This is a genomic window from Mesorhizobium sp. WSM2240 (assembly GCF_040438645.1).
GTDB lineage: Bacteria > Pseudomonadota > Alphaproteobacteria > Rhizobiales > Rhizobiaceae > Allomesorhizobium.
Genome location: NZ_CP159253.1, coordinates 2,938,597 through 2,956,365, shown reverse-complemented (window position 1 = coordinate 2,956,365; position 17,769 = coordinate 2,938,597). Strand labels below are relative to the sequence as shown.

Annotated in this window: 16 protein-coding genes; 14 read left to right on the top strand and 2 right to left on the bottom strand. The window is 63.1% G+C overall.

Translation table 11 applies throughout. The features are described 5' to 3' along the window. The first annotated feature begins 188 nt into the window (after positions 1–188). Positions 189–1,964 (top strand): glucan ABC transporter ATP-binding protein/ permease, encoded by a 1,776-nt coding sequence (locus ABVK50_RS14530; RefSeq protein WP_353640893.1) that lies wholly within the window; start codon positions 189–191, stop codon positions 1,962–1,964. Positions 1,965–2,028: 64 nt separating this feature from the next. Then, positions 2,029–2,793 (top strand): heme ABC transporter permease, encoded by a 765-nt coding sequence (locus tag ABVK50_RS14525; RefSeq protein ID WP_353640894.1) that lies wholly within the window; start codon positions 2,029–2,031, stop codon positions 2,791–2,793. Between the two features lie 51 nt (positions 2,794–2,844). Here the strand turns inward: ABVK50_RS14525 and ABVK50_RS14520 are convergent, their stop codons facing one another. Both ABVK50_RS14520 and ABVK50_RS14515 read right to left on the bottom strand, forming a co-directional pair. Beyond that, positions 2,845–3,081: an Lrp/AsnC ligand binding domain-containing protein gene (locus ABVK50_RS14520; RefSeq protein WP_353640895.1), complete on the bottom strand. Its 237-nt coding sequence runs from the start codon at positions 3,079–3,081 to the stop codon at positions 2,845–2,847. 28 nt (positions 3,082–3,109) lie between these two features. Then, entirely contained in the window at positions 3,110–3,940 is an 831-nt protein-coding gene (locus ABVK50_RS14515; RefSeq protein ID WP_353645932.1) for an alpha/beta hydrolase, read from the bottom strand. 159 nt (positions 3,941–4,099) lie between these two features. Here ABVK50_RS14515 and ABVK50_RS14510 point away from each other — a divergent pair, with 159 nt between their 5' ends. The 12 genes from ABVK50_RS14510 to ABVK50_RS14455 all read left to right on the top strand — a co-directional run bounded on the left by ABVK50_RS14510 (position 4,100) and on the right by ABVK50_RS14455 (position 17,675). Then, the gene (locus ABVK50_RS14510; protein WP_353640896.1) at positions 4,100–6,400 is read left to right on the top strand and encodes a bifunctional salicylyl-CoA 5-hydroxylase/oxidoreductase; all 2,301 of its coding nucleotides are present in this window, start codon (positions 4,100–4,102) and stop codon (positions 6,398–6,400) included. Next, entirely contained in the window at positions 6,397–7,158 is a 762-nt protein-coding gene (locus ABVK50_RS14505) for an SDR family NAD(P)-dependent oxidoreductase (RefSeq protein ID WP_353640897.1), read from the top strand. The genes ABVK50_RS14510 and ABVK50_RS14505 overlap by 4 nt, the downstream gene beginning before the upstream one ends. Next, positions 7,155–7,646, top strand: coding sequence for a MarR family transcriptional regulator (locus tag ABVK50_RS14500; protein WP_353640898.1), 492 nt, complete (start codon positions 7,155–7,157; stop codon positions 7,644–7,646). Before ABVK50_RS14505 ends, ABVK50_RS14500 begins: the two co-directional genes overlap by 4 nt. Beyond that, positions 7,639–8,451, top strand: a complete 813-nt coding sequence (locus tag ABVK50_RS14495; RefSeq protein WP_353640899.1) for an enoyl-CoA hydratase family protein — start codon at positions 7,639–7,641, stop codon at positions 8,449–8,451. Before ABVK50_RS14500 ends, ABVK50_RS14495 begins: the two co-directional genes overlap by 8 nt. Before the next feature lies 1 nt (position 8,452). Further along, positions 8,453–9,610: an acyl-CoA dehydrogenase family protein gene (locus ABVK50_RS14490; protein WP_353640900.1), complete on the top strand. Its 1,158-nt coding sequence runs from the start codon at positions 8,453–8,455 to the stop codon at positions 9,608–9,610. Position 9,611: 1 nt separating this feature from the next. Continuing rightward, a complete protein-coding gene (locus ABVK50_RS14485) occupies positions 9,612–11,237 on the top strand; it encodes an AMP-binding protein (protein ID WP_353640901.1) in 1,626 nt (541 codons plus the stop codon). Beyond that, positions 11,234–12,433, top strand: coding sequence for a kynureninase (gene kynU / locus ABVK50_RS14480; protein WP_353640902.1), 1,200 nt, complete (start codon positions 11,234–11,236; stop codon positions 12,431–12,433). Before ABVK50_RS14485 ends, kynU begins: the two co-directional genes overlap by 4 nt. Before the next feature lie 120 nt (positions 12,434–12,553). Next, the gene (locus tag ABVK50_RS14475) at positions 12,554–13,765 is read left to right on the top strand and encodes an ABC transporter substrate-binding protein (protein WP_353640903.1); all 1,212 of its coding nucleotides are present in this window, start codon (positions 12,554–12,556) and stop codon (positions 13,763–13,765) included. Between the two features lie 127 nt (positions 13,766–13,892). Next, complete coding sequence (locus ABVK50_RS14470; RefSeq protein ID WP_353640904.1) at positions 13,893–14,675, top strand: ABC transporter ATP-binding protein; 783 nt, start codon at positions 13,893–13,895, stop codon at positions 14,673–14,675. Beyond that, the gene (locus ABVK50_RS14465) at positions 14,672–15,385 is read left to right on the top strand and encodes an ABC transporter ATP-binding protein (RefSeq protein ID WP_353640905.1); all 714 of its coding nucleotides are present in this window, start codon (positions 14,672–14,674) and stop codon (positions 15,383–15,385) included. The genes ABVK50_RS14470 and ABVK50_RS14465 overlap by 4 nt, the downstream gene beginning before the upstream one ends. Next, positions 15,385–16,407: a branched-chain amino acid ABC transporter permease gene (locus ABVK50_RS14460; RefSeq protein ID WP_353640906.1), complete on the top strand. Its 1,023-nt coding sequence runs from the start codon at positions 15,385–15,387 to the stop codon at positions 16,405–16,407. The genes ABVK50_RS14465 and ABVK50_RS14460 overlap by 1 nt, the downstream gene beginning before the upstream one ends. Beyond that, positions 16,404–17,675, top strand: a complete 1,272-nt coding sequence (locus tag ABVK50_RS14455) for a branched-chain amino acid ABC transporter permease (protein WP_353640907.1) — start codon at positions 16,404–16,406, stop codon at positions 17,673–17,675. The genes ABVK50_RS14460 and ABVK50_RS14455 overlap by 4 nt, the downstream gene beginning before the upstream one ends. Positions 17,676–17,769: the final 94 nt, after the last annotated feature.

Below are 17,769 nucleotides of genomic sequence, written 5' to 3'. Positions count from 1 at the left end.
TTTTGCCGCACGATAGCCGTTTTTCCTTAAAACTCAAAACCTTAGCCATCACGCCAGATTACCAGTCGTTGTGATCTTTTGTTCGAAAACGAGGAACCGGCGGGCTATGTGCGCATTGTCTTGCCGCGCGACAAACGTTACGAGTCGCAAATTGATGCACTGCACAATTTTTATGACGAGGTAATTGCGTGTCCTTGCTGGAAATCTATTGGCGAGCGCTCCGGTACCTGGCGGCCGACAGACAGCGTGTAATCTTTATTTGTGCTGCAAATGTTGTCCTCGCCATCGTTACCATCGCCGAGCCGATCATGTTCGGCCGCATCATCGACGCCATCTCCGAGAAGCGCGAAGTGGTCTCCACTCTAGCCATGTGGGCGAGCCTCGGCGCCTTCAACATCGTCGCCTATGTACTGGTGGCGCGCGGCGCCGACCGGCTGGCGCATGCCCGCCGCGCCGGCGTGCTTTGCGAATCCTTCGAGCGGGTGATCGCGATGCCGCTTTCCTGGCATCACCAGCGAGGCACCTCCAACGCGCTGCATACGCTTTTGCGTGCGGTCGAAACCCTTTTTGGCCTGTGGCTGGAATTCATGCGCCAGCACCTGACGACCGCCGTCGCGCTTATACTTCTCGTGCCGACCGCGATCTCACTCGACATCCGGATGTCGGCGGTGCTGCTGGTACTCGGCATTCTCTATGTCGCGATCGGCCGGCTGGTCATGCACAAGACCAAGGAAGGCCAGGCACGGGTCGAAAAGCACTATCACGACGTCTTTTCGCACGTCACGGATTCGGTCAGCAACGTCGCAGTGCTGCAGAGCTACAATCGCGTAACCCAGGAAACCGAAGCCCTGCAGAGCTATGTACGCAAACTGATCCAGGTCCAGTATCCTGTGCTGGATTGGTGGGCGCTGGCCGCTGCGATGCATCGCCTCGCTTCCACCATCTCGATGATGGTCGTGCTCCTCATCGGCGCTTGGCTGGTTTCGCGCGGCGAACTGCGCATCGGCGACATCGTTGCGTTCACCGGCTTCGCATCGCTCCTGATCAGCCGCCTCGACCAGGTCTCCGCCTTCGTCAACCAGATTTTCGAGGCCCGCGCCAAACTGGAAGACTTCTATCGCCTCGAGGATGCGGCTGCCGACCGGACCGAACCCGCCGGCCAGCGCGAACTCGCCAATGTCACCGGCCATGTCCGTTTCGAGAATGTTACCTTCGAGTTCCCGAATTCGGGGCAGGGCGTGCGTGACGTATCGTTCGAGGTCCACGCCGGCCAGACCGTTGCGATTGTCGGCCCGACCGGCGCCGGCAAGACCACGCTGATCAATCTCCTCCAGCGGGTGCACAATCCGGATTCGGGCCGCATCCTGGTGGACGGCATCGACACCCGCACCGTAACCAAGAAGTCGCTGCGCCAGTCGATCGCAACGGTGTTCCAGGACGCCGGCCTGTTCAATCGCTCGATCGTGGAGAACATCCGCATCGGCCGTGAGAGCGCCCACGACGCCGAAGTGCAAGCGGCAGCGCAAGCCGCCGCCGCCCAGGAGTTCATCCTGGCCAAGAGTGACGGCTACGACACCAAGGTCGGCGAACGCGGCGGCCAGCTTTCGGGCGGCGAGCGCCAGCGCATCGCGATAGCGCGCGCCATCCTCAAAGACGCACCGATACTGGTGCTCGACGAGGCGACAAGCGCGCTCGACGTCGAAACGGAGTCGCGGGTTAAGGACGCCATAGACGCGCTCCGCCAGGGCCGCACCACCTTCATTATCGCCCACCGGCTGACGACCGTGCGCGACGCCGACCTGGTCGTCTTCATGGACAATGGCAGGGTGGTCGAAATGGGCGGCTTCGCCGAATTGTCGGCAACCAATGGCCGCTTCGCCGGCCTGTTGCGGGCGGGCGGGCTCCTGACCGACGAGGAAGTCCGCCGCCTCAGCCATGTATCGCTGCGGGGCGAAGCGGCTTAGCCTCGCCCGCCTGCGGCGATAGCCGCAATTGCCGCGGGCGGACGGCGGGTCTATGTAACGGGCCATGAGCGAAACAACCGCGCGGCCCGGCCGCTGGATCGACCTTGCCAATCCCACCCGCTTTCTGGCGCTGAGCGCATGGCTGACGCCGTGGCTCGCCGGCTTCTCGGCGCTGGTGCTCGCCATCGGACTTTACCTGGCATTCGCTGCGCCCGAAGATTACCAGCAGGGCATCACCGTGCGCATCATGTACATCCACGTGCCGTTCGCCTGGCTCGCCATGATGTGTTACTCGCTGATGGCGGTGTCGGCGATCGGTACGTTGGTCTGGCGCCACCCGCTGGCCGATGTTTCGCTGAAGGCCGCAGCTCCGATCGGCGCGGTTTTCACCGCACTTGCGCTCGTCACCGGCTCGATCTGGGGCAAGCCCATGTGGGGCGCATGGTGGGTCTGGGATGCGCGGCTGACCTCGGTGTTCGTTCTTTTCCTGATGTATCTCGGCATCATCGCGCTGACCCGGGCGCTCGACGATCCATCCCGCGCGGCCCGCGCAGCGGCGATCATTACGCTGGTCGGTTTCATCAACATCCCGATCATCAAATTCTCGGTCGATTGGTGGAACACGCTGCACCAGCCGGCATCGGTGCTGCGGCTCGACGGCCCGACCATCCATCCGAGCCTGCTGTGGCCGCTGCTGGTGATGGCGCTTGGCTTCACCGCGCTGTTCTTCACGCTGCATCTGTCGGCTATGCGCACCGAGATCCTGCGCCGCCGCGTAATGGCGATGCGCTACATCGCGGCCCGCCGCGCCGAGCGAAAGCCAGATTGAAAACGGCATGTTGCGCCGCGATCCTGAACCAGGGGCGCAAGATTCTGTAGATCAAAATGCCTTGAAGGTGAGCGTCGTCAGCGACCGGACGATGCCGGGGACATTGGCGATGTTCTCGTTGATGAACTTGCCGATGTCGACGCCGTCCTCAATGTAGATCTTCATGAGGAGGTCGTACTCGCCGCTGGTCGAATAGAGTTCCGAGGCCACCTCGCGCTCGAAAAGGTGGTCGGCGACCGCGTAGGTCTGGCCGGGGGCGCACTGCAATTGGACGAATACGGCTTTCATCGGACCTCCGAGCTTTCGGCAGGAATTCTTACACCGCCAGCAGCGTTCTCACCAGCGGATGATTGGCGTCCGCCAGCCCTTCAATGACATCGAAATGGTGCCGCCCGGGCTCCTCGATGCTGGAGAGGCGGACGTCGAAGCTGCTCCACAGATTTTCGAGCAGTCCGTTTTGGCGCAGGAATTCCGGCCGCTCCGCGGACCCGACCCAGCAGGTCAGGTCGATGCCGTCGAGCGGTTCGAGCAGCGCCGGGCTTTCAGCCCGCGCCTCGGCGAGATTGAGCTGCAGCGTATCGTTCATCTTCGTGTTCATCAGCGGGCGCAGATCATGCAGGCCGGAAATGGAGACTGTCTTCACGATGCGCGAAACCACCTCACCGGAAAACGGCGTCGTGGTGCAGATCATACGGCTGACGAGATGCCCGCCCGCCGAATGGCCGGTTAGGTGAATTGGGCCGGGAACTTCGCCGGCAGCGGCGGTGATGGCGTCGGCGACCTGCCTCACGATTTCCGAAATTCGTGCTTCCGGGCACAACTCGTAGGAGGGCAGGGCCACTGCGTAGCCGTGTTCGAGCGAGCCTCTGGTCAGATGCGACCAGTAGGATTTGTCGAACTTCATCCAGTAGCCGCCATGCACGAATACCACCAGGCCCTTGGGCGTATCGGTGGGCAAGAACAGGTCAAAACGGTTTCGCTGATGGGTGCCGTAGGAGATATCGGCCTGCAGCCGTCCGGCGCGGCCCATCTCGTCGCGGAAGTCGGCCGCGAGCAACTGCCATTTGTCGAGATAGCCTTCGCCGCCAGGTATGTAGGCGGAATTGGTGTAGGCGTCGTTCCAGTCCGAAATCCGGTGTAGCGTCATTGTGCCTTGCTCATCATTGCCGGGCGGAATTGGCCACGGATGCGCGTCAGACGCAAGCATCATCGGAGTATCCCGGATTAATTTCAAGCTTGAAATTTCATGCTTGAAATTATGGGCGCTGGGTGCCATCTTCCCGCATCGGAAGGAGAATGACGGCCGATGAAGATCGCCTGCCTAGGTGGAGGTCCCGCCGGCCTCTATTTCGCCATCAGCATGAAGCTGCGCGATCCGGCGGCGGAAGTCGTCGTTGTCGAGCGCAACCGGCCCGACGACACGTTCGGCTGGGGCGTGGTGCTTTCCGACGAAACCCTCACCAACCTCGCAGCCAATGACGCAGTCAGCGCCGCGGCGATCCGCTCGCATTTCGCCTATTGGGACGACATCGCCGTCCATTTCAAGGGCACCAAGACCGTTTCCACCGGCCATGGCTTCTGCGGCATCGGCCGCAAGCAGCTTCTGCTCTTGCTTCAGGCGAGGGCGCGCGAACTCGGCGTCGAGCTGCGGTTCGAAACCAATGTCGAAAACGTCTGCAAATATGCCGAGGAATACGATCTCGTCGTTGCCGCCGATGGGCTGAACTCGCGCGCGCGAACGGAATTCGCCGACAGGTTCGAACCCGAGATAGACGTGCGGAGCTGCAAATTCGTATGGCTCGGCACTCACCAGAAATTCGACGACGCCTTCACCTTCATCTTCGAAGAGACCGAGCACGGCTGGGTCTGGGCGCACGCCTACCAGTTCGACCAGGATACGGCGACCTTCATCGTCGAATGCAGCGCCGAGACCTGGGCGAAATTCGGCTTCGGCGAGAAGAGCCAGCAGGAAACCAACCGCATCTGCGAGCGCGTCTTCGCCAAATATCTGGACGGCCACGAACTGATGACCAACGCCAACCACATCCGTGGCTCGGCCTGGCTGAATTTTCCGCGCGTGCTCTGCAAGCGCTGGTCATACCGGAACATCGCGCTGCTCGGCGACGCGGCCGCAACCGCGCATTTCTCCATCGGCTCCGGCACCAAGCTGGCGCTCGAAAGCGCGATTGCGCTGGCCGAGCTGGTCAACACCGAGCCGACGCTGGAAGCCGCCTTCGCCCGCTACGAGGAGGAGCGCCGCACCGAGGTGCTGCGCCTGCAATCGGCGGCACGCAATTCGCTGGAATGGTTCGAGGATGTCGAGCGCTATTTCGACCTCGATCCGGTGCAGTTCAACTATTCGCTGCTGACCCGCTCGCAGCGCATCAGCCATGAAAATCTGCGGCTGCGCGACAAGGCCTGGCTGGAGAGCGCAGAGCAATGGTTTCAGGCGCGGGCGGGCGCGCCAGCCGGAACCAGGCGCGCGCCGATGTTCGCGCCGTTCAGGTTGCGCGACATGCAACTCAGGAACCGGATCGTCGTGTCGCCCATGGCGCAGTACAAGGCTGTCGACGGAACGCCGACCGACTGGCATTTGGTGCATTATGGCGAACGCGCCAAGGGCGGCGCGGGCCTTCTCTATATCGAGATGACCTGCGTCAGCCCCGAGGGGCGGATCACGCCGGGCTGTACCGGCTTCTATAAGCCCGAGCACGAGGTAGCCTGGAAGCGCATCGTAGATTTCGTGCATTCCGAAACGCAGGCCAAGATCTGCGCCCAGATCGGCCATTCCGGCCGCAAGGGTTCGACCAAACTCGGCTGGGAAGGCACGGACAAGCCGCTCGACGAAGGCAACTGGCCGGTAATGTCGGTCTCGGAACTGCCATGGTCGGCCGAGAACCAGACGCCGCGTGCAATGACCCGCGCCGAGATGGATTTGGTGCGAGACCAGTTCGTCGCCTCCGCCGAAATGGCCGACCGCGCCGGCTTCGACATGCTGGAGATCCATGCCGCGCACGGCTATCTCCTGTCCTCCTTCATCACGCCGCTGACCAACAACCGCACCGACGAATATGGCGGTTCGCTGCAGAACCGCATGCGCTATCCGCTGGAGATCTACCACGCCGTGCGGGAGGTCTGGCCGGCGGGCAAGCCGATCTCGGTGCGCATTTCCGCCAATGACTGGGTCGGCGACGATGGCGTGACACCGCAGGAGGCGGTCGAGATCGCAAAGATGTTGCAGGAGGCGGGCGTCGATATCTGCGACGTCTCGGCTGGCCAGACCTCGGAGCTTGCCCGTCCGGTCTATGGTCGCATGTTCCAGACTCCGTTCTCCGACCGCATCCGCAACGAGACCGGCATGGCGACCATGGCGGTCGGCAACATCTACGAGCCGGACCACGTCAACTCGATCCTGCTTGCCGGCCGCGCGGACCTGGTCTGCCTGGCGCGGCCGCATCTGACCGATCCCTATTGGACGCTGCGCGCCGCCGCCAAGTTCGGCGACACCGGCGAGCCATGGCCCAACCCCTATCTGCCTGGGCGCGACCAGTTGTTCCGTCTCGCCGAGCGCGCCGCCGAGATGGCGGCACAGGACCGCGTGGTATGAGCGACCTTTCCGGACAGCGCGCACTTGTGACCGGCGGCGGCTCCGGGTTGGGCGCCGCTATTGCGCTTGCGCTTGCCGAGGTGGGCGTCTCGGTTGTGGTATCGGGCAGGCGAATGGAGCCGCTCGAGGAAATGGCGGCCAAGTCGGATCGCATCAGCGGCATCGTCGCCGATATGACCGACGAGGCGTCGGTACGCGGGCTGTTCGAGCGCATCGCCGCGGAGCATGGCGATCTGGACATCGTCATCGCCAATGCCGGCACGGCCGAAAGCGCGCCCTTCCATCGCACCGGCATGGATTTGTGGAAGAAGATGCTCGACGTCAATCTGACCGGCGTTTTCCTGACCTTCCAGAACGCGCTGCCCGGCCTGATGAAGCGCAAGCAGGGCCGCCTGATCGCCGTCGCGTCGACGGCCGGGCTGAAGGGCTACCCCTATGTTTCCGCCTACAGCGCGGCCAAGCATGGCGTCGTCGGTCTGACAAAATCGCTGGCGTTGGAACTCGCCGAAACCGGCATAACCGTGAACGCGGTCTGCCCCGGTTTTACCCATACGCCGATGCTCGAGCGCTCGATCGAAACCATCATGCAGAAGACCGGCAAGGGCCGCGACGAGGCAATTGCCGCACTTGCCGGCGCCAACCCGCAGAAGCGTTTTGTCCGGCCGGAGGAAGTGGCCGAGACCGTGCTGTTTCTCTGCGGACCGAACGCGACGGCGATCACCGGCCAGGCCATTTCCATATCGGGGGGTGAAGTATGACGATCCAGCAAAGCCCGGTTTCTGCTCCATGTATGACCAAGCAGCGGCTCAGGGTCTGGCTGCGCCTGCTCAAGGCGACCAAGCTGGTAGAGGCGACGGTGCGCGAAAATCTGCGCGTCGAGTTCGACACCACGCTGCCGCGCTTCGATGTACTGGCCGCACTCGACCGCTTCGGGGATGGGCTCAAGATGAGCGAGCTTTCGGCGGCGCTGCGGGTCTCCAATGGCAATGTCACCGGCATTGTCGAGCGGCTCGTCGCCGACGGGCTGGTGCTGCGGGTGCCGGTCGCCGGAGACAAGCGCGCGACGCTAGTACGGCTCTCCAAGAAGGGCAGCGAAACCTTTGCCCGTATGGCCGAGGCGCATGCCGGCTGGGTGAGCGGCATTCTGGAGGACCTGTCCGACGAAGATTGCGAACAGGCCATCGGCATATTGGAAACCGTCGGCAGATCGCCGAAGCTGACTGCGAAGGTGGACGCCAATGACTGACATGGCTGGATACAAGGCGAAGCATTTTCGCTGGCAGGCGCAAGACAGCATCGCCGTTATCACTCTCGACCGGCCCGAGCGCAAGAATCCGCTGACCTTCGACAGCTATGCCGAGCTTCGCGACTGCTTTCGCGCACTGGCCTATGCCGATGATATCAAGGCGGTGGTGTTTGGCTCGAACGGCGGCAATTTCTGCTCGGGCGGCGATGTCCACGACATTATCGGCCCGCTGCTGAAAAAGGACATGAAGGGCCTGCTGGCCTTCACCCGAATGACCGGCGACCTGATCAAGGCGATGATCAATTGCGGCAAGCCGGTCATCGCGGCGGTCGACGGCGTCTGCGTGGGCGCCGGCGCCATCATCGCCATGGCGTCGGATCTGCGCATCGGCACGCCGGAAGCCAAGACAGCGTTCCTGTTCACTCGTGTCGGCCTCGCTGGGTGCGACATGGGCGCCTGCGCCATCCTGCCCCGCATCATCGGCCAGGGCCGCGCCGCCGAACTCCTCTATACCGGCAGGACGATGTCGGCCGAAGAGGGCGAGCGCTGGGGTTTTTATAACAACGTCGTCGAGCAGGCGGCTCTCGATGGAGAGGCGTTGGCGCTGGCGAAGCGTCTCGCCGAGGGCCCGAATTTCGGGCATATGATGACCAAGACCATGCTCAATCAGGAATGGTCTATGTCGATCGAACAGGCCATCGAGGCGGAAGCGCAGGCACAGGCGATCTGCATGCAGACGCTGGACTTCAAGCGCGCCTACGAGGCGTTTGCCGCAAAAGAAAAGCCAGTGTTCAGGGGTGATTGAGGTGGCTGACCGCTCATTCCTCACCTGGCCGTTCTTCGAGGATCGCCATCGCGCGCTGGCGGAGGCGCTGGAAGACTGGGCGTCGGCCAATCTGGCGCATGTCGATCATGGAAATGTCGACCAGGCGTGCCGTGAACTCGTGACAAAGCTGGGCGAGGGCGGATGGCTCAGCCATTCGGCTGTCGACCCTGAGGACGCCGATTCCAGGCTGGACGTCCGCAGCCTCTGCATCATCCGCGAGACGCTGGCGCGTCATGACGGGCTTGCCGACTTTTCTTTCGCCATGCAGGGCCTGGGGACCGGAGCGATCTCGCTTTTCGGCACGGATGCTCAGAAGCAGGAGTGGCTGTCGAGAACGCGGCGCGGCAAGGCATTGTCGGCCTTCGCGCTGAGTGAGCCGAAATCCGGCTCGGACGTCGCCAATCTCGATTTGGCCGCCGCTGTCGATGGCGACTCCTACGTTCTCAATGGCGAAAAGACCTGGATATCGAACGGCGGCATCGCCGATCTCTACATCGTGTTCGCCCGTACCGGAGAAGGGCCGGGCGCCAAGGGAATCTCCGCCTTCATAGCGCCAGCCGATGCTCCCGGCCTGTCGATCGCCGAACGGCTCGAAGTGATCGCGCCGCATCCGCTGGCGCGGCTGTCGTTCGAAAACTGCCGGATTCCGCGCTCCGCCATGATCGGGTCGCCGGGGCAGGGCTTTCGCATCGCCATGTCGGTGCTCGACGTGTTCCGGCCGACCGTTGCGGCGGCGGCCCTCGGCTTTGCGCGCCGAGCGCTCGACGAATCCGTTTCCCGCGCCACATCGCGCGAACTGTTCGGCGCACCGATGGCCGAATTGCAGATGGTGCAAGGGCACATTGCCGACATGGCGCTCGACATCGATGCGGCGGCGCTGCTGGTCTATCGCGCGGCATGGCTGAAGGATTCGGGCGCTGCCCGCATCAGCCGCGAGGCGGCGATGGCAAAGCTGTTTTCCACCGACCGCGCCCAGAGCGTTATCGACAAGGCCGTGCAGATCCATGGCGGCGATGGCGTGCGCAAGGGCGGCATCGTCGAGAGGCTCTATCGCGAAATACGCGCCCTTCGGATCTACGAGGGCGCGTCGGACGTGCAAAAAGTCATCATCGCCAGACAGGTCATTGCGGGGAACTGAAATGCTGGGGCCAACAGCGCATATCGACACATTCACGCGGGACAATCTGCCGCCGCAGAGCCAGTGGCCGGACTTCCTGCTCGACGGCTTCGACTATCCCGAGCGGCTGAACGCCGCCGTCGAACTGACAGACGCCATGGTGGCCAAGGGCTTTGGCGACAACACCGCGCTCATCGGCAACGGCCGCCGGCGGACCTACAAGGAACTGACCGACTGGTCGAACCGCATCGCCCATGCGCTGGTCGAGAATTACGGCGTAAAGCCTGGAAATCGCGTCCTTATCCGCTCGGCCAACAATCCGGCGATGGTCGCGTGCTGGCTCGGGGCCACCAAGGCCGGCGCGGTCGTCGTCAACACCATGCCGATGCTGCGGGCCGGCGAACTCAGCAAGATCGTCGACAAGGCCGAAATCCAGTTCGCACTCTGCGACACCCGCATCAAGGACGAACTGATCGCCTGCGGCAAGGAAAGCCGTTTCCTGAAGACGATCATCGGCTTCGACGGGACGGCCAACCATGACGCCGAACTCGACCGTATCGCGCTGAACAAGCCGGTGAAATTCGATGCGGTGCCGACCGGCCGCGACGACGTAGCGCTTCTCGGCTTCACCTCAGGCACCACCGGCGAACCGAAGGCGACGATGCATTTTCATCGCGATCTTCTGATCATCGCCGACGCCTACGCAAAGGAGGTTCTCGCGGTCAGGCCCGACGATGTGTTCGTAGGCTCGCCGCCGCTCGCCTTTACCTTCGGACTCGGCGGATTGGCGATCTTCCCGCTGCGCTTCGGCGCGGCCGCGACCCTGCTCGAGCAGGCGACGCCGCCGAAGATGATCGAGATCATCGAGACCTACAAGGCGACGATCTCCTTTACCGCGCCGACCGCCTACCGCGTTATGCTGGCTGCAATGGACGAGGGCGCCGATCTGAGTTCGCTGCGCGTCGCAGTGTCAGCGGGCGAGACGCTGCCGGCGCCGATCTACGAAGAGTGGATGAAGAAGACCGGCAAGCCGATGCTCGACGGCATCGGGTCCACCGAAATGCTCCACATCTTCATTTCCAACCGGCTGGGCGACTCCGCGCCTGCATCCACCGGCAAGCCGGTCACCGGCTACGAAGCCAAGATCGTCGATGACGAGATGCGCGAAAAACCGCGCGGCGAAATCGGCCGGCTTGCGGTGCGCGGACCGACCGGCTGCCGCTACCTCGCCGACAAGCGCCAGACGACATATGTGCGCGACGGCTGGAATTTGACGGGCGACTCGTTCTGGCGGGACGAGGACGGCTATTTTCACTTCGCCGCCCGCTCCGACGACATGATCATCTCGTCGGGCTACAACATCGCCGGCCCGGAGGTGGAGGCAGCGCTGCTTACCCATGCTTTCGTAAGCGAATGCGCCGTCATCGGGGTGGAGGACGGGGATCGCGGCCAGATCGTCCAGGCGCATGTCGTGCTGGCCGCGGACGTAGCGCCCGACGCTGCGACCATCAAGGCGCTGCAGGACCACGTCAAGCAGGCGATCGCGCCTTACAAATACCCGCGCTCGATAAAATTCATCGAAGCCCTGCCGAAAACCCCGACCGGCAAGATCCAGCGTTTCGTGCTCAAGGCCAAGGCTTCTAAATGACCGACGATATCTTCGCCCGGACGCGCGCGCTTTTCGAATTGCCGGAAGGCGTCGTCTATCTCGACGGCAATTCGCTCGGGCCGCTGCCAACCGCCGTGCGGGAACGGGTCCTGGCCGAGATCGACCAAGGCTGGGGGGAGCGGCTGATCCGCGGCTGGAACGAGCGCGGCTGGATCGACCTGCAACTCGACGCCGGCAACCGCATAGCCAGGCTGATCGGCGCGCCGGAAGACAGTGTTGTCGCTGCGGATTCGACCTCGGTCAATCTGTTCAAGGTGCTGACAGCGGCTCTCGGCATGGCCGGCGACCGGAAAATCGTCCTGTCGGATTCGGGTAATTTCCCGACCGATCTCTACGTCGCTCAGGGCGCGGTGGAGGCGCTCGGGCGCGGACACGAACTGAAGATCGTCGCGCCGGAAGAGATCGAGACAGCAATAACCGCGGATGTGGCGGTGCTGATGATCACGCAGGTCGACTACAGGACCGGCCGCCTGCACGACATGGCGGCGCTGACCGCGAAGGCGCATGAGCAGGGCGTGATAACCATCTGGGATCTCTGCCATTCCGCCGGCGCGCTTCCGGTGGACCTTGCCGGCTGCAATGTCGATTTCGCCATTGGCTGCGGCTACAAATATCTGAACGGCGGCCCCGGCGCGCCGGCTTTCCTCTATGTCCGCCCCGACCATGCCGACCGCGTTTCGCCGTCGCTTTCGGGCTGGATGGGCCACGAGGCCCCGTTCGCCTTCGATCTCGACTACCGCCCGGCGCGCGGCATCGACCGCATGCGGGTCGGCACGCCGGCGATCCTGTCGCTCGCGGCGCTCCACACGGCGCTGGAGGTGTGGGACGGCGTGGATATGAACGCATTGCGCAGGCGCTCGATCGTGCTGTCGGAGCGCTTCATCAAGGAGGTCGAGGCGCGCTGTCCGGAGCTTGAACTGGCGTCGCCGCGCGATCCGTCGGTACGGGGAAGCCAGGTCTCGTTCCGCTTCCGCGAAGGCTACGCCGCGGTGCAGGCGCTTATAGCCAACGGCGTCATCGGCGACTTCCGTGCACCCGACATCATGCGCTTCGGCTTCACGCCGCTCTATATAAGCGAGGCGGATGTGGTGACGGCCGCGCAGATGCTCGAGCGCGTCATGCGCGAGAATTTGTGGGACCGGCCGGAATTCCGCATGCGCAGCAAAGTGACCTGAGGCTGGCCCTCACGCAACCGCTTGCTGGCCGATAAGGGTTGATTTATCCGATGGGCTGGGGCTGGCTACAAAACACCCTATTTCCATATGTCTCAACGGCAATAACGGGAGGAAAAGACAATGAAACGCATCACCAGGACAATCTTCGCGACCGCCATGGTCGGTACGGCCGTGCTGGCCGCCTCGGCCGCCAATGCCGACGTCAAGATCGGCTTCCTCGGCGGCTTCACCGGCCCGATCGAAAGCCTCGTCCCGCCGATCTTTGAGGGCGCCAAGCTCGCCGTCTCGCAGGTCAACGAGCAGGGAGGCATCCTCGACGGCCAGAAGCTCGAGATCGTCTCGGGCGACTCCACCTGCGCCGACGCCACCGCCGCTTCGAACGCCGCCGACCGCATGGTCAATTCCGAGAAGGTGACGGCGCTTGTCGGCCCGCTCTGCTCGGGCGAGACCATCGCGGCCGCCAACAATGCGGCCATTCCGGGCGGCGTCGTCATCGTCTCGCCGGCCGCGACCTCGCCGGCCATCTCCAAGCTTGATGACAAGGACCTCGTCTTCCGCACGACGTCGTCCGACGCTTATAGCGGCGAGGCGCTGGCCAAGATCCTGCAGGAAAAGGGCACCGACAACATCGCCATCACCTACGTCAACAACGACTACGGCAAAGGCTTCGCCGACGCGCTGGAAGAGTCGTTTAAGGAACTCGGCGGCACAGTCGCGGCTAAGGAGGCGCATGAGGACGGCAAGGCCGACTACCGCGCCGAAATCGGTTCGCTGGCATCGTCCGGCGCCGAGATGCTGGTGGTTCTGGCCTATGTCGACGGCTCCGGCTCGACGATCATCCGGCAGGCGCTGGAAGGCGGCGACTTCTCGCAATTCGCAGGCGGAGACGGCATGGTCGGCGACTCGCTGATCACCAATATCGGTGAGGGCAAGCTCGACGGCATGGTCGCCACCCGCATCGGCAACGCCACTGGCCCGGGTACCGAGCTCTATGGGCCGATGGCCAAGGAGGCAGGTCTCGATCCGAACGCCAATTTCGGAGCGCAGGCTTATGATGCCGGGTTCCTGATCGCACTCGCTATCCAAAAGCTCGGCAAGGACACGCGTGAAGGGTTGAACGAAGCATTGCGCGAGGTCTCTTCCGCGCCGGGCGAAGTCATCCTGCCGGGCGAATGGGAAAAAGCCAAGAAGCTGATTGCGGAAGGTACCGACATCAATTACGAGGGCGCCGCAGGCAGCCATGAATTCGACGAGAACGGCGACGTGCCTGGCAACGTCATCGAAATGGTCGTCGAGGGCAAGGGCTTCAAGGAAGTGGCGGAAGCCAACTAAACCTTTCACGAATTGGCGGGAGGTCGGTTTTTCGGCCTCCCGCCGCACGATGCGCAAGACGGCGCCGGCTTTGGGGGCTGGCGACAAGCCGCTGTTGCATCCAAGACAAAGAAGATTGGCGGGTGGGGTGAATACACTCATCGAGGTCAGAAACGTCACGAAACGGTTCGGAAGCGTCGTGGCTGTCGACAATTGCTCGCTCAAGGTCGAGCGCGGCACGATCACCGGTCTGATCGGCCCGAACGGGGCCGGCAAGACGACCATGTTCAACATGGTCGCAGGCGCGTTTCCGCCTTCCTCCGGCACCATCCTGCTCGACGGCGAGGACGTCACCGGGCTCGCAGCGCACGAGCTGTTCGAGCACGGCCTGTCGCGCACCTTCCAGATCGCGCAGGAATTCACGCATCTTACTGCACTCGAAAACCTGATGGTGGTCACTGCGGGCCGGGGCGAGGAATCCTTCTTCGACGCCTGTTTCCGCCGCGGCAAAATTCACGCCGACGAACTGGCCGCCCGCCGCAAGGCTGAGGAAATCCTGAAAATCCTCCGGCTTACCCATGTAAAGAACGAGCAGGCCGGCAACCTATCCGGCGGCCAGAAGAAGCTCCTGGAACTCGGCCGGGTGATGATGGCCGAGCCCCACGTGGTGCTGCTCGACGAGGTTGCGGCCGGCGTCAACCGCACTTTGCTGAACGATCTCGCTTCGGTGGTCGAATCCCTCAACCGCGAAAAGGGACTGACCTTCTTCGTCATCGAGCACGATATGGATCTCATCGCGCGGCTCTGTGATCCGGTCATCGTCATGGCCGCCGGCTCGGTGATGGTTCAGGGGCCGATGGCCGACATCCGCAAGAACCCGGAAGTCATCGAGGCCTATTTCGGCGGTGCGCCTGCGGAGCGCGCGTCATGAGCATATTGAGCATGCGCGACATCCATGCCGGCTATGGCGGCGCAAACATCCTGAACGGCGTCAGCATCGAAATCGAGGCCCACGAGATCGGCGTCATCGTCGGGCCGAACGGAGCGGGCAAGTCGACGACGCTGAAGGCGTTGTTCGGCCTGCTGACGGTGTCGGAGGGTAGCGTCACCTTCGACGGCGAGGACGTCACCAACAAAAACCCCGAGACGCTGGTGCGGCGCGGCCTGTCTTTCGTGCCACAGGAGTTCAACGTCTTCCCGACGCTTTCGGTGCGCGAAAACCTCGAAATGGGCGCTTACATTCGCCGCGACGATTTCCGGCCGCTGATCGAGAAAATCTTCGAATATTTCCCGCCGCTGCGCGACAAGCATCGCCAGCCTGCGGGCGAATTGTCGGGCGGGCAGCGCCAGATGGTGGCTATCGGCCGCGCGCTGATGATGGAGCCCAAGCTGCTGCTGCTCGACGAGCCGACTGCCGGCCTGTCGCCGCGTTATATGGGCGAGATATTCGAGCGCGTCATCGCTATCAACGAGAGTGGCGTCGGCATTTTGATGGTCGAGCAGAATGCGCGCCAGGCGCTGGCCATTGCCCACAAGGGTTTCGTCCTGGCCGGCGGAAGAAATTCCTTCACCGACACCGGGCAGGCCCTGCTCGACAATCCGGAAGTGGCCGAAAGCTTCCTCGGCGGGGGAGTGCATTGATGGAAGACGTCGGCTTGCTGGCGGCGATGCCAATCAACGAGATCGTGTTCTTCATCAACAAGGTGGTCGTCGCCGGGCTGATCATCGGCTCGGTCTACGGGCTCGGCGCAGTCGGCATGACGCTGGTTTCGGGCATATTGCGTTTCGCCAATTTCGCCCATGGCGACATCATGACGCTCGGCGCTTTCGTGGCCTTCGTGCTGACCATGCTGATGCCGGGCCTTGGCGTGCTGGTCGGCCTGCCTACCGCCTTTATAGTCATGCCCTTGGCGATGATTGTCACTGCCGCCGTCACGATCTTCCTCGACAAAAGGTTCTACGCGCCGCTCCGGACCGTCGGCTACAAGCCGATCACGCTGGTCATCGCCTCCTTCGGCGTCATGCTGATGCTGCAGGGCGTGATCCGGCTGTTCTTCGGCACCGCACCCCGCCAGATGTATGTCACTGCGAAGGACATCTATCGCATTCCGTTCGGCGGACGCGCCATCATCGTGACGGAGCCGCAACTGCTTTTGATCGTCTTTACGATAGTAAGCATCATCGCTCTGCACCTGTTCCTGACGCGCTCGCGCACTGGCAAGGCGATGCGGGCAATGTCCGACAATGCCGATCTGGCGCGCATTTCCGGCATCAGCACCGGCCATGTCGTGCGGACCACCTGGGTCATCGCCGGCAGCCTGGCGGCGGCGGCCGGGACGCTGCTCGCCATGGATGTGAGCCTGAAGCCCGATCTGAGTTTCAACCTTCTGCTGCCGATCGTCGCCGCCATGATCGTTGGCGGCGTGGGGCAGCCCTATGGCGCGATCAGCGGCGGCCTGCTGGTCGGCTTCACCGAAACACTTTCCGTGTTCAACTGGGCGATCCTGCTGCGGCCGCTGAAGCCGCATCTGCCGGAATGGCTGGAAATCCCGGCGAACCTCGCCTTTGTGCCGACGGAATACAAGCTGGTCGTGCCGTTCTTCATCCTTGTCGCCGTGCTGATCTGGCGTCCTCACGGCATTTTCAGGGGGAGGGTGCTGTGACGCGGGTGATCGATATGCGTACGGTCACGCTCCTCGGCGGCCTCGCCGTCATCGTGGCGCTCGTATTCGTCTGGCAGGGCAACGCCTATGGCGTGCGAATGCTGGTCGAGGCAAGCTGCCTCGCCATCGTCGCGCTAGGCCTCAACATTCAGTGGGGCTATGCCGGGCTCTTCAATGCCGGCGTCATGGGCTTCATCGCCATCGCCGCTTTCACCAGCATGCTGGTCTCGTTTCCGGTCAATCCCGTTTTCTGGCAGTCCGAGGCGCCGGGCATGCTGCTGCGCACAGGGATCTATTTAGCAATCGGAGTCGCAGCCACATATCTCGTCAGCCGTGCCGACCGTATCGGCGTACCGAAAAAGCTCCGCACCATCCTCACGGTCCTTGCCGCCGCCATAACCTACCTCACGGTGCAGAACGGGCTCAGCCCCGCGGCAGCGTTGATCGAGCAAGGCTCCAGTTTCGTCGGCGGCTTCGGCTTGCCGGTCGGGTTCGGCTGGGTGCTCGGCGGTCTCGTCGCCGGCATGCTGGCCTGGTTCATCGGCCGCATCACGCTCGGCCTGCGGTCAGACTATCTCGCCATCGCAACCCTCGGCATCGCCGAGATCGTCAAGTCATTCCTGAAGAACGCCGACTGGCTGACCAGGGGCACGCTGACCGTGTCGCCGCTGCCCTGGCCAGTTCCGACCCCCAACGAGATCGGCTTCGTGGCGGCGCGCTCCGCTTATCTTGCGCTGACCGCCATACTGATCGTCGCGATCTACATCCTGCTGCAGCGCGGCTGGGCTTCGCCCTGGGGCCGGATGATGCGCGCCATCCGCGACAATGAAACGGCCGCCGAAGCTGTCGGCAAGGATGTGAACCGCCGCCGACTGGAGATGTTCGTGCTCGGAAACATCATTGTGGGAGTCGGCGGCGCAGCACTCGTCACCTTTGGCGGTATCTTCGATCCGAGCGGTTTCAACCCGATCAACCACACCTTCCTCGTCCTGATCATGGTCGTGCTCGGCGGGTCGGGAAACAATCTCGGGACGATTTTCGGCGCGCTGTTAGTCTATGTGATCTGGACCATGTCGGAGCCGGCGGCACTCATCCTGTTCCGGTACGGTGCAAGCTGGGTACAGCAGATATTCGACATCGCGCCGCCGTCGGACCTGCCGACCCGAGCCCTGCAGATGCGCGTTTTCGTGATCGGGCTGACCATCATTCTCGTGCTGCGCTTCGCGCCCAGGGGCCTGCTGCCCGAGAAAGTGATGAAATACGAATAGGCCAAACAACTTGGACTTGCGGCGGGCATGACCATTGTTGCCCGACATTGCCCGGCCGATGGAACATTCGCCATGCTTCCGCCTTGTATTAATG